Genomic DNA, 13504 nt, shown 5'->3' with positions numbered 1-13504 from the left:
TCACCACATATACGTTCATCGCTTCCCTGATGACTAAAAAAAGTCCATATTTTAGATCTATGGGGAAGGGAGAGTAAGGAAAGAATCCCTTCTCTTACTCTCCACTCCTAAATTAATCTTGTTTCAAGAAAAACTGTGCAGGCTTGGCATGACCGAACCCACGGAACTCATCACTATCGACAATGCCATCAGGGATATTTCTCATATCATTACTTGCAACGACTAACGTTGGAGTAGGGCCTGTATACCCAATAACCCACTGATTCTCTTGATGAAGCTTAATAATTTCCTCGCTCCAATAATCGACATCCTCAGAAGTGGTTGAAGATGTAAGATTCCCCCAATATTCTAATAGCTTCGCAACATCACCTTCAGGCTCTACCCCTTCTTCACCTCCAGAAGAATGGTACAAGCCATAATGTCCGAACCAAGGAGTAATCACTCGTAATGGCACAAGCTCATCTGGACGGTAAGACACTTTCACGACACTAACGGTTTGCGTAGTCGCAGGAATTTGATTGTCATATTTTAAATCGAAGAAGCGACCTTGATCAGCAATCGTAACATCTGTCTTAATTCCAATTTCTTCATAATACATTTTCAATAATTCTTGTAACGTTCCAACCTGTGACTCTCCACGACTTTCTTGATAAATAACGAGCCGTAGCTCTGACCCATCGGCAAACGTTCGAAATTCTTCATTTTCGTCCCAAACAAGTCCAATTTCATCAAGCAAATCATTTGCCCGCTCAACGTCATACTCTACCCATTGATCTTGCCATCCCTCTTGATAGTTTGGTAGGCTCTCTGGAACTGCCGCCTGTTGAGGCTCACCTAGCCCATGGGTAAGAATCTCTGAAAGCTCATGACGATCAACAGCCACTGATAGTGCCTCACGAAAACGAATATCTTGAAAGAGCTCACGCAACTTAGGATCTTCTACCGTTTGATTCAGTTGTAAACCGGTACTAGACCACGACGCTGGATACCATTGTAGAATTCGGTAATCGCCACGTTCTTCATTTTCCTTTAACACTGTAAATTCCTCAAAACCAAACATTCTTAAATTGATATTACCTGCTAGTGTTTCTAGTAAATAATGACTATCGTCCTGCATACGATCTAACACGATTGAATCGATATACGGCAGCTGATTCCCTTCCGCATCGGTTTTAAAATAGTATGGATTACGCTCCATAATAAAACGGTCGCTATAAGGATCATTACTAGCTACCCATGGACGTAATGTTGGACGTTCAGGAAACAACCAGAAGTAATAGCCTGTCCACTCACCAAATGAATCAAGATCGTTATATCCCCATTCACTTGCTACCTCTAAAGCTTCTTCCTCTCCAATTAACTCTGGTAAAATATCCTTATAGAAATGAGCCGGTGCAAAGAACCACTTGTTATCAATGGCTAACCGTTCTAAGAAAAGCACACTCGGATATTCGTGAGTGACCTTTATTGTATAATCATCTACCTTTGTCACATCTGAACGTACTCGTTCACCAGTTTCAGGATTTACTGAATAGTAACAATCGTATAAAGCCTTTCCGAACGTTTCTGGCAATAACATATGCTCCCAATAAAAAATAACATCATCAGCAGTAAATGGTTCTCCATCAGACCAACGCATTCCCTCACGCAAGTAAATGATGTATTCTGTTGAATCTTCATTCACATCATAGCCTTTTGCTACGTTTGGCTCGATCCCATCACCATCCTCTTGGAATCGAAACAGCGCTTCTTCTGTCGCTTTTCCAATTCCCCACTTGTCATCAGGACCAGCCCACGGGAAAACCCACTCCCCACCATATTGACCAATCTCCTCTACAACATCCTCAATCATAATATCTTCCATAATCGGCATTCGATCCTGAACTGGTTCGAGATCACCTGCTTCAACTAGATCCATTAACATAGGCGCTTCCATTAAACCGGTTTGATTAAGGTCAACTTGATCCACCTCGGGTACTTCATCTTGCTCATTTTCTGAAGAAGCTTCCTCATTTCCACCACTGCAACCACCCATCACCAAAGCAATAAAAAAGATGATACATAAAGCCCATTTTCGTTTCATGAATTCATTCTCTCCCTTTTACAATTAAACTTTTCTCCTATTCATTTCTGTAGCTTATCCATTGGCGCACAAGATTGACGTTCGTGTAATTCAATCTTAACGGTTACTCTTTTTATACAATCTGTATTTTCTAACCTCTCTAATAACAAATTCATCGCTTCTATCCCTAATGTCACACCATTGAGCGTCATCGTCGTCAATGACGGTTGTAACTCATCAGAATACATCGATCCATCGCTAAAGGCGATAATTGATAAATCCTCAGGAATCGACCTTCCTAACTCTTTGCAAGCTCTATATACACCGAGAGCTACCTTATCATTGTCCGTAATAATCGCACTAATCTCCTTATTTTGGCTAAGTACGTTATGAGCAATATAAGAGCCATATTCAATTGAGGTCCTCGTTTCGTCACGATATTCAATATGCTGATAGTGACCTCCTAAACCAAATTGCTTAAGAGCAAATTGATACCCTTGTTCACGATCAATACTCACTGTCCTAACTTTCGGTGCATTGCAAAATAAAATATGACGGTGTCCTAAAGCTAATAAGTAATCCGTAGCCTTTTGTGCAGCAGGGAAATTATCATTATCAACAGATGGGAGAATTTCCTCATACTGTTTTGGTGGCCGGCCAATGATAACCATTGGAATTTGATATTCCATAAATTCCTCAATCCTCGAGTCCTTTATCGATGGATTTAAAATAATTTCTCCATCTGTGGGATCTGATGATATGTTCATAACTTGTTCCTTGTAATCATTTGACAACGTATTAATCAGCAATCGATAATCATTCAAATAGCATTGCTGCAACACACCATTAATAAAAGACAAATGGAATGGGTTGAATTTCACTTTTTCTCCAATCATATTCAATCCAATAATTTTCGTCTGTTTAATAGCTAAGCTACGCGCTAAATAATTCGGTCGATAATTCAGTTCCTTGGCAATTTCTAATACTTTTTCTTTTACTTCCTCGCTAATCGGTCGTTTTTGACTAAACACATTAGACACCGTACTCTTTGAGACGCCAGCTGCTTTTGCTACATCATTAATTGTGGGCATAGATCATCACCTTTCGTGTTACTTCGTCTCTCATATTAAACCGGTTTTATTAACCTTCAATAAACGACATGTAAAAAAATGTTAAGAATATGTATATTTATGATTTACAATTTTATATTGGAGAATGATAGTAACTGAGCAATAGTTGCAAAGGCTGAAAATGAAATGAAATCATTGACAAGCTTCAATAAAAATTTAGATTTTATCGAAAAAATAGGTATTATGTCATAATTTGATGTTATAATGGCAAATGTTGAAATACAAAATATGCTGTAATCCCTTACAATATTTCCTGGGAAACATGTCGAAGTACATATAAAATTAAGGAGGATAAACGAGTGAATTGGAAGAAACGGCTCAATAGCCGCCGCTGGTCTTTTATTATTTTTTCGAACTCATCCAAACCTGTGATTCATCTAAATATTCCGTCCTTTCTTTTAACTGGACTTCCTTTAGTCATCTTCATCCCTTTAGCTTTTTTCTTTTTCTCCCAACATACGAACGAACAGCTCACACAAGAAAACGAAATGCTTAGTGATGAATTAGCGTATCATACGGAAAAGGTCGAATCACTACGCTTAAATCTAGCTTTTTTAGAAGATGAAACTACAGAATATGAGACAAAAATGCAAAACCTCGCCAATCTAGAAAATGAAATGCGTGAATATATGTCTGAGATCATTGATACGGTCGAGCAAGCTAACGAACGAGCATATTCTTCTGATTCTAGTGGAGGTATTGACATACCTGTTTCGAATTCATTAACGGAAAATGAAGAGATTGATCTAGATAACCTGACGCTTCAAGGCTTGATTGAAAGCTATCAAACAACAATTGCGGATATTCATGAAATGAGTGAAGCATTAAAAAGAGTCCCTACCGCATGGCCTGCTGACGTACAAACGATCACCTCCCATTATGGGCTAAGAGAAGATCCATTCCGCCGTACATCAGCCTTTCATTCCGGAATTGATTTAGGTGGACCTACTGGAACACCTATCTATGCCGGAGCAGATGGGTCGGTCACGTTAGCTCAATATTACGGTGGATATGGAAATACGATTATCATCGAGCATTCTTCAACCTATGAAACGTTGTATGCACATCTATCGGAAATGAAGGTTGAGACTGGACAGGAAGTGAAGAAAGGGGAAATAATTGGCTCCCTAGGAAGTACAGGACGAAGTACAGGTCCACATTTACATTATGAAATTTGGAAGTATGGCGAGCCAGTAGATCCTTATCCATATATGACTCTATTTTTTGATTACGAGTAAGGAAGCTCTATCACAGAAAGGAAGGTTCGATGTTTAAAAATGATAAAACAAAAGTATTTGACACGGTCATAGGTGCTGATACGACTATTGAAGGAACGATTAAGACACAAACAAGCTTACGAGTGGAAGGTAAAATACTTGGAGGGGTTGAAAGTGAGGGAGATGTCATCGTCGGTAAAGATGGTTTAGTAGAGCCGTCAATTTCAGCTAGAAATGTCATCATTGCAGGAACAATCAAAGGAAACCTTCACGTCACAGAGAAACTACAAATACAATCCGGAGGCTCTTTTTCCGGGAAAGCCCAAATGAACGGAATGATTATAGAAGATGGTGCACGCTTTAACGGTGAAAGTCAAATGAACGAAAAAAAGGAACCAACACCTTTGGAAAAGAAGGATCAGTCACAGAAAAAAGAGGCTGTCGAGTAATGAGGAAATTGAAGCATTCTTAATTGCTTCGTCCGTAGTCATTGCGATTAGCGTGAAGGTGAATCGTTTCCTCATTCCGCTATTTAACCTTTTCAATCGCAGTTTTCTCAACTACGATCGAATTAGTGGGATGAGGATTCCTTTCATTCACTTTCTAGTCCTATTCCCACTATATAGCGAAATGAGGATTCTCTACGTTGCTAAGACTAATTCAGAAATAGTCCACTTCTATCCCCCCTTGAGCTCTTAGAGCCTAAGCTACTGTCCAACTAGATTAGACCTTCGCAAAATACGCCGCACTCGCAAGCATCGGGCTACAATCCAAATGGTCTGAATCACTTAATCCAATTTCAAAGATAAAATCCGTATCGACTACAAATGGCTTGACCATCTTCCAATCAATATTCCCTTCACCAAGTGGCAATGAATCGTGGTTTAGGCCCTTACTGTCCACCACATGATAGTACTGGGCATAAAAAGCGTAATTTTCAAGATGTTTTCGGAGTCGTTCATTAGATCCGTTTAAAGCTATGAATGAATGACTAATATCAATCGTTAGGGGTAAATTCAATGGCTCGATGATTTCTTCGTGTAAATGAGGGTTTTCAGCCGAAAAGATCCCTCCTATTGTATCTTCCCATAAAAAACATGTCGGATGAATTGATAATATTTCTTCAATACGCTTACGTACATTCCACCGTTTGACCTGATCATCAATACCTCTTGAGCTTTCCGAGTTAGCATAATGGCAATGAATCACGCATTTCACATCCATTTTTTCACAAATATTGGCGAGTACACTTGTTGACCAATCATAAAAATACCTTCTTTCTTTATCATTACTAATAATATCTAAATAGTGGCCTTTATACTTAGAAGGATGATGAAGGTAGACCGTTGTCCCTTGACTTTGTAGCCACTTTATCGTTTCAATAAGGCGACTAGGTTGATACATATCCTCCTCGTTCAAATGAAGCTCTAAAATCTCCGGGTTGTGCTTTAAGCGATTAGCGAGATGATCCTCTCTTAAGCCTGATTTTAACCGGATCCATTCCATTCTTAACATCCTCTCCATCTCTTTACTAGCTTATAAGATCTCTTTTTATTTAAAGGTCTTAGTTCTTTCCACACACATTTCAATGGATAAACACATATAGATCATATATGATAGAGACGTTAGTGAAATTTGAACCACCACATGATTATTACTTTAAAATGGGAGAATCGACATGAATTTCGATACGCCACATCACTTTATATTAACATCGTCATCAATTATCTCAATACTATTAATTATATATGCCTTACGCAACCATCATGCTAATGGATCGCGTTCCTTTGCTTGGCTAATGACTTGTGCCCTAGTTTGGTCGTTTGGCTATACATTTGAAATACTGGTTGAAAGCTTTGAAGCGAAGAAATTCTGGATGCGTTTTTCTCAGCTGGGCGTTTATGGTTCAGCCTATTGCTATTTCATCTTTGCTCTTCAATATTGCGGGTACAGTAAATGGTTTCAAGGAAAATACCTTGTTCCGATTAGTCTTCCGCTTATTTTAACACCCATCCTTATATGGACTAACGACTACCATTTTCTTTTGCATACAACTGTTTCACTAGAACAGGCTGGTTCCTTATCTTTTATTCAATATGAGCGAACGATATTAAGCCTTCTTTTCATTGTTTATGCGTATTTTTTGATATGTATTAGCTTTTTCATTTTATATCGTGCTTATAAACATTCTATACACCCTTTTAATCGGCAATATGCCATATTATTAATCGGACTGTTAATTCCAGTTATTTCGATGCTCTTGGATTTATTGGGCTTCAATCCATTTGCACCATTTGCTCCAACTTCGATCGTACTTATTTTCAGTGGCCTTTTCATTGCATGGGGTCTTTTTCGCTACAGACTCTTTTATATATGGCCAATCGCTAGGGATCAGCTCATTGAAAAGATGAAGAGCGGTGTTATCGTTACTGATATTTCAGGAACACTAATCGATCAAAATCCCTCAGCGAAAGAGATCATCACACAAGATTTTCGAAACTTCGGACAAGATTCACTTACAATAGGACAAAATTGGCATGAACAATTAGATGAATATGAGCAATGGAAGAAAAGCTACTCTAACTTAAGAGAAGTTCAAATTGAAGTTACACCTGACTCTAAAATCTATTATGAAGTATCAGTTTCGCCATTGAAGAATTACAAAGGACAATTCATCGGTCACTTAACAACGTTAATGGATATTACATCGCGAAAATGGACAGAGAAGCGCCTCTTTATTCAAGCAACTACAGATTATCTAACAAGAGTTCACAACCGTCGTCATTTTGTCGATTTATCAAAAAGAGCGTTTTCTAAGTCACTTGAGGAACAAACCTCTTTTTCCCTTATGATCATTGATATCGACTTTTTCAAATCGATTAATGATACGCACGGCCATAACGTTGGTGATCAAGTATTGCACCAATTCGCAACAATCTGTAGTGATTTATTAGGGCACGATAAGATTTTTGGTCGTATTGGTGGTGAGGAGTTTGCGGTCACATTACCGAAAACATCATTAGATCAAGCCTATGAAACAGCTAAGACGATTCAGCAAACGTTTGAACGCACGGAATTAACTGCTACGATTAAGCTTACCGTAAGTATTGGTCTTTCTACAAAAAAAGGGAATGACACGTTTGACAAGCTACTTCTTGAAGCAGATCAGTTACTATATGAAGCAAAAGAAGAAAGAAACACAATTAAAATGCCTACTACGTTCAACTTATAACGATTCACATGCATAACCTCCGTCAGATTGATAAATAGTAAAGGTACAACCATTTAGGAGGTTAATGTCATGGAAACAGAACGAGCACAAGAAATATCTTCTTCTGAAACAATGATTCCAGTTATACACAACGGTCAAAAGATTTACATTGAGCATGTTGACCGCAGCAACGGAAAAGCAACGATCCACCCAATTGACAACCCAGATCAAAAGCAAAGCGTGGCCATTAGCGAACTAACAGAAGAATAAGAAAAGCTCGTTAGTAGCTTTTCTTATTTGCATGATCATAGTGTACTATTCGGAGCCGACGTCACACGAGCATCCGCTTTGGTATTCTTCGTGGAACCTCATTCCGCTATTTGCTTGATGAAGCCTTTTTTGACTAGACTTTCGGAATCTCGTTCCGCTATTTGACCGTTTGGGCTTCCTTTTTGTCTTCTTTTGACGTATTAGCGGAATGAGGTTCCTCTTCATATGCTTAAATGACTTATTTCTTCCCTTTAACGGAATGAGGTTCCGTTTGACACAAAAAAAGGCCATTGAAAAAGTTAAAATCAACCTTTTTCAGTGGCCTTCAGCGTTACGCTTATTTTATTTAATTTGTATAATAAATCGGTGATCCAGGTCCTAAATCAATACCTAATGTCATCCAGACAATTAACATAATGATCCAAACGATCGAAAAAGCAATTGAATAAGGAAGCATCGTTGAAATCAAGGTTCCGATCCCAACCTTTTTGTCATACTTTTGCGCAAAGGCAATTACGATAGCAAAGTACGGCATTAAAGGTGAGATAATATTTGTCGTCGAATCGGCAATTCGATAAGCAATTAATGTTAATTCAGGAGAGTAGCCAACACCCATCATCATCGGTACAAACACAGGTGCCATTATCGCCCATTTTGCTGAGGCACTTCCGATAAATATATTAATAAATCCAGCTACAACAATAAACGTCAAAATAAGTGGAATTCCGGTAAATCCTGTATTCTCCAAGAATTCAGCACCTTTAATCGCTAAGATTTGACCGAGATTCGTTTCGTTAAAATAAGCGACAAATTGACCTGCTGCAAATGCTAGGACGATATACGCACCCATTGTCGCCATCGTATCAGACAATTGATTGGCAACATCCTTATCATCCTTAATCGTTTTCGTTAGCTTCCCGTACACCAAACCAGGAATGAAGAACATAATTAAAATAACAGGTACAAGTGATGAAAAGAACGGTGAGCTAATAACCGCACCATCTTCACCTCTCATCGGTCCCCATTCAGGAACAATGAGTAGAGCTAAAGCTGCACATGTAACAACAAATGCTATAAGTGCCCCCCATAAGCCTTTCTTTTCTTCGGCTTTCAAATAATTGACCTCTTCTTCTACTTGACCTTTAAATGTTCCTAGCCGTGGTTCAACAATTTTCTCCGTCACAAACGTTCCCACAATCGTTAACACAAACACAGAAGCAATCATAAAATACCAGTTCATCGCATAGTTCATCGTTTCCGCATAACCTGGATCAAAGGTTGCCGCTGCTTCTTGTGCCAATGAACCTAATAGCGGATCAAGTGATGTCAGTAAGAGATTCGCACTATAACCAGCTGAAACCCCTGCAAAAGCGGCAGCTAGTCCCGCTAATGGATGTCTCCCTAAACCTGCAAAAAGAACCGCACCAAGCGGTGTTAATACAACATAGCCTGCATCCGCTGCCATACTTGACATAATACCACCAAAGACGAGTGCAGCCGTTAAAAGCTGCTTCGGAACAGACGTAACAAGCCCGCGCAGCATCGCACTAATTAAACCAGAACGCTCCGCAATCCCAATCCCTAGCATCGTTACAAGGACCGTACCAAGCGGGGCAAAACCTGTAAAATTGGCTACTGCACTTGTGAACATATAAGAAATTCCTTCAGCGCTTAGTAAGTTCTTAACCTCAATGATCTCCCCTTCATTAAGTGGATCTTGCACTTGTAAACCAACCAGTGAAAAAATAGCCGATAACACTACAATAGCTAAAGCAAAATAAAAGAATAATGTCACTGGATGGGGGAGTTTATTACCAACAACCTCAATTGTATCTAACGAACGAAGAACAAACCCTTGCTTTTTCGCTTTCTTCATTATGGATACTCCTTCCATCTCCAAAATATTCTGAAAATTAATATACTGAAATACTTTAAAAGTATATTAAAATGCTTGCATTTTGTAAATAAAATAGTAAGTATACATAATATAAAGATATTTTAAAATAATATAACTATTCACTTTTTTAAAATAATTTAAAATGTTCTTAAAGTTTATTGAAAGCTGTTGCGACGATGTAGGATTTTCACTATATCAGTCGAAAGATATAACTGAACGAATGAATTAGAAAGGAGAAGAAAGATGACAGCTGAACCAAACTACAACAAAACGATTGTTCATGCGATTACAGGAGAAGAAATTACCTTCCTTGAATCTAGCGAGGAAACCGGTGGAAAATATGAATATATCGAGGTTTTTCTACCACCAAAAGGAGAAGGCCCTCCGCTACATTATCACCGGCAATTTGAAGAAACGTTCGAAACAGTAGATGGTGAGTTGAAAATTTTACTTGCTAACAAAGAAGTAATCTTACAGCCTGGAGAAAGCTTCACAGTAGAAAAGGAAACTCATCATGCCTTTTTAAATGCTTCTGAAAAGCACCCTGTCACTTTTAGAGTCAAATTAACTCCTGCAAATAACTTTGAAACGTCAATGAGAATCATTTACGGACTCGCTGCTGATGGGGAAATGGACGAGAAAAAGGGGACACTCAAAAACCCGATGTATACTGCTCTCGCACTTGATATGCAAGATACTCGTCTCGTACAAGTTCCTAAGCTTGTCCAAAGATTTATGCTTGATCGTCTCGCCAAAAAAGCGAAAAGAATGGGGGTCGATCAGCAATTAATAGCGAAGTACGTTAAAAAATAATGACTAAACTTATAACTATTTGCACTTATTTATTTATATGTGAAAAAGCACCACAGCTCGACTTAGAGCTGTGGTACTTTTTCTATTCGCTAGTAGGATGGGATTTCTTCTGCTGGCATTCTCTCGTTTGTATAACTCGTATGAGCTAGTACTACCTCGTCTCCAACTTCTACTTTTGAGCTATAATCACTATGCACATTTAAAAGCTGGCCATTTACATCAACTGAGTAGTGAAATTCCTTCCCTTGAAACATCACATTACGTACGATTCCCCTCAATCCATTACCTGATCGAGAAATAGTGAATTGCTCTGGTCGTACCGGTAACACATCATGCCTCTTCATTTCGTCGGTCACATCAGAAGCGATCCAAAGAATCTGTTCATCATGAAACGGCTTAAATGCATCTCCTAGCCATTTCCCTTGAATTAAATTCGCCTTTCCTACAAATGTAGCAACAAACGGCGTCTTCGGATTCATATAAACCTCTTCTGGGGAACCGAATTGCTCGATTTGTCCATCCTTCATGACAACAATTTTATCAGCCATTGCCAATGCCTCAGCTTGATCATGTGTCACGTACACAATCGCCGTATTCATCATTCGGTGAATCGTCTGGATTTCTTTTCTAAGCTCCATTCTCAGCTCTGCATCTAAACTACTTAACGGTTCATCCATTAATAGCAATGCGGGCTTCGGGGCTAGAGCTCGAGCAATGGCTACTCGTTGCTTCTGACCACCTGATAATTCGTTCGGCATGCGTTGGGCGTAATCCGCAAGTCCGACAAGCTTCAGCATCTCTATGACTCGTTCCTCACTATGACGCTTAAGCTCCTTATCTACAAAGCGATGATGATGTAATGGAAATAGAACTTGCTCCTTCACCTTTAAGTGCGGCCAAAGGGCAAAGGATTGAAAGACCATACCTATATTCCGTTTCTCAGGACGAACAATCCCTCGTGCATTCGCAACGACTTCTGTATTCATTTCAATTTCACCAGAAGTAGGAGAATCAAACCCAGCTAACAAGCGTAGCAGCGTCGTTTTCCCACAACCAGACGGACCAACAATCGCAACGAATTCACCATCATTAATGGTCATATCAACAGCAGATAAAGCCGTCGTTTTTCCAAACACTTTCGTTACACTTGATAATACTGTACTCATCGATGTGCCACCTTTCGTTCGTATACCTTCTGAAGGATAAGAAGTACACCTGTTAGACTAAGCATTGTTAATACAACAACCGTTGAAAATGCTGTAGAATACGTCGTATAGCCTGATTGCTCAAAGTTAAAGATCATCAAACCAATCGTTTCCGATCCACTTGACCAAAGCAGCGCTGAAACAGTCAATTCCGTTAACGTCGTTAGCATAACAAGAAACGCACCACTTAATAAGCCTGGTAATAAAAGAGGTAGCATGATAAAGCGCCATTTAGCAAAGAAGGATGCTCCTGACACATGTGCAGCCTCCTCCATTGATGGAGCAACTTGCGACATCGCCGTCATGCTTCCACGAACTTGTAATATCATAAATCTCGTCACATAAGCGATAAACAAAATCCAAATACTACCGTAAATACCTGGATTCCAGCCTGGAATGGGTTGCATCCACGCTAAGATCATCGCAAGCGCAAGCACCATTCCCGGTAAGGCATATGGTAATCCAACGGCTAATTCCATCACCTTACTCACTAAAGTCTTCTTCCGCAAACGATAATAAGCAATTGCTGTACCGATAACTAAGCATATAACCCCTGTCCCGATCGCCAGCTTCAAACTATTCGTCATCGCTCCACGTACCTTATCGTTCTCAAATAAAATAAAGCGGTAATGATCAAGCGTCAAATTCTCTAAAGCAAAAGAAAGTCCGTACGCACGAATAAGCGAAGTTCCTACCATTGAAAAAAGCGGCACAATGCTAATAACGATTAAAAAGCTCCACAGAATACCTTCCATCACAGGCCGAGCCTTACCTAAAGTAAAGCGGGGCTTATGGTCTATCTCACTGCTTTCCCCTTCCTTAGATCGTCGTAAAAGCAACCATTGAAATAATGTTCCGAGCAAAGCAATGACACCTAAAATCACAGAAAACGTCGCCGCACGAGCGAATGCACTTGGACCAAAACCAACGATTTCTTGATAGATGACTGTACTTAATACGGATATATTGGCAGGTATACCAAGAAAAGCCGGTATTCCGAAGTTATCTAAATTTGCTAAAAAAGCTAGTAGTCCACCACTTGCGATTCCCGGTAATGCTAAAGGAAACGTTACCTTTCGAAACACTGTCCAACCACTGCCACCTGAAGAACGAACAGCCCACTCTAAATCACGCGGAATCCGCCTTAACACACTCATCGTCAATAAAAAAACAAGTGGATAATGTGAGAGACCTAGCACGAGAATCATTCCAAAATGACTATATAAATTAAACGGTTCAAGCTGACCAGGTAACCAATCTAAGATAGAAGCGACCATTCCGTTCCGACTAAGAAACTGCGTCCACGACAACGTAATAATATACGAAGGAATAATAAAAGGAAGGAGCACAAATACATGTAAGAGCTTTTTCGCACGAATGTCGCTATAAGCAACTAGCCACGCTAAGGACACACCTAGTCCAATTGACAATGCCGTTGAACCAGCAACAACAATCCCCGTATTTTGTAAAATCCGCCACGTTCTTGCTTCCTGCAAAACCGTTGTATAGTTCGTTAGCACATGGCCTTCTTCCACCGAAAAACTCAGTCCAACAAGCTTCATAATCGGCCAAACAAAAAGGAATAGAACAAAGACTAACGACAAAATCAGCCAAAGCGTTTTCCTGTTACGTGTAAAGGAGAAGGAAGACTCAAGCGGGAGTCTTCCTTGTACAGTTTGATTCATGATCGAACACCTCG

The 13504-nt window shown here is 39.5% G+C and carries 11 protein-coding genes; 5 read left to right on the top strand and 6 right to left on the bottom strand.

Translation table 11 applies throughout. From position 1 onward, the window contains the following. Positions 1–112: 112 nt before the first annotated feature. Together ACERJO_RS11460 and ACERJO_RS11455 are read right to left on the bottom strand one after the other, a co-directional pair. Positions 113–2083, bottom strand: coding sequence for an ABC transporter substrate-binding protein (locus tag ACERJO_RS11460; RefSeq protein WP_373647528.1), 1971 nt, complete (start codon positions 2081–2083; stop codon positions 113–115). 41 nt (positions 2084–2124) lie between these two features. Continuing rightward, the gene (locus tag ACERJO_RS11455; protein WP_247102671.1) at positions 2125–3153 is read right to left on the bottom strand and encodes a LacI family DNA-binding transcriptional regulator; all 1029 of its coding nucleotides are present in this window, start codon (positions 3151–3153) and stop codon (positions 2125–2127) included. A 338-nt stretch (positions 3154–3491) separates the two neighbouring features. Between ACERJO_RS11455 and ACERJO_RS11450 the strand changes: the two genes are divergently transcribed. Both ACERJO_RS11450 and ACERJO_RS11445 read left to right on the top strand, forming a co-directional pair. Further along, positions 3492–4430, top strand: a complete 939-nt coding sequence (locus tag ACERJO_RS11450) for a M23 family metallopeptidase (RefSeq protein ID WP_373647527.1) — start codon at positions 3492–3494, stop codon at positions 4428–4430. Positions 4431–4459: 29 nt separating this feature from the next. Further along, positions 4460–4858 (top strand): bactofilin family protein, encoded by a 399-nt coding sequence (locus ACERJO_RS11445; RefSeq protein ID WP_373647526.1) that lies wholly within the window; start codon positions 4460–4462, stop codon positions 4856–4858. 274 nt (positions 4859–5132) lie between these two features. Here the strand turns inward: ACERJO_RS11445 and ACERJO_RS11440 are convergent, their stop codons facing one another. After that, positions 5133–5915: a TIM barrel protein gene (locus ACERJO_RS11440; RefSeq protein ID WP_373647525.1), complete on the bottom strand. Its 783-nt coding sequence runs from the start codon at positions 5913–5915 to the stop codon at positions 5133–5135. Between the two features lie 172 nt (positions 5916–6087). Here ACERJO_RS11440 and ACERJO_RS11435 point away from each other — a divergent pair, with 172 nt between their 5' ends. Further along, a complete protein-coding gene (locus tag ACERJO_RS11435; protein WP_373647524.1) occupies positions 6088–7641 on the top strand; it encodes a histidine kinase N-terminal 7TM domain-containing diguanylate cyclase in 1554 nt (517 codons plus the stop codon). A gap of 69 nt (positions 7642–7710) precedes the next feature. Then, positions 7711–7890, top strand: coding sequence for an H-type small acid-soluble spore protein (locus ACERJO_RS11430; RefSeq protein WP_247102643.1), 180 nt, complete (start codon positions 7711–7713; stop codon positions 7888–7890). A 346-nt stretch (positions 7891–8236) separates the two neighbouring features. Here ACERJO_RS11430 and ACERJO_RS11425 read toward each other — a convergent pair whose 3' ends face one another. Beyond that, on the bottom strand, positions 8237–9766 hold the full coding sequence (locus tag ACERJO_RS11425; protein ID WP_247102640.1) for an AbgT family transporter: 1530 nt from the start codon (positions 9764–9766) through the stop codon (positions 8237–8239). A 264-nt stretch (positions 9767–10030) separates the two neighbouring features. On the opposite strand from ACERJO_RS11425, the gene ACERJO_RS11420 reads away from it, so the two are divergent. Next, complete coding sequence (locus ACERJO_RS11420) at positions 10031–10600, top strand: cupin domain-containing protein (protein ID WP_373647522.1); 570 nt, start codon at positions 10031–10033, stop codon at positions 10598–10600. Positions 10601–10689: 89 nt separating this feature from the next. On the opposite strand, the gene ACERJO_RS11415 is transcribed toward ACERJO_RS11420, so the two are convergent. Both ACERJO_RS11415 and ACERJO_RS11410 read right to left on the bottom strand, forming a co-directional pair. Further along, entirely contained in the window at positions 10690–11766 is a 1077-nt protein-coding gene (locus ACERJO_RS11415; RefSeq protein WP_373647521.1) for an ABC transporter ATP-binding protein, read from the bottom strand. Further along, complete coding sequence (locus ACERJO_RS11410) at positions 11763–13490, bottom strand: ABC transporter permease (protein WP_373647520.1); 1728 nt, start codon at positions 13488–13490, stop codon at positions 11763–11765. Before ACERJO_RS11410 ends, ACERJO_RS11415 begins: the two co-directional genes overlap by 4 nt. Positions 13491–13504: the final 14 nt, after the last annotated feature.

Origin of the sequence: Halalkalibacter sp. AB-rgal2, assembly GCF_041821005.1 — a bacterium.
GTDB lineage: Bacteria > Bacillota > Bacilli > Bacillales > Bacillaceae_D > Halalkalibacter.
The sequence above is the reverse complement of the archived record's forward strand: the minus strand, read 5'-3'. Positions and strand labels throughout refer to the sequence as shown.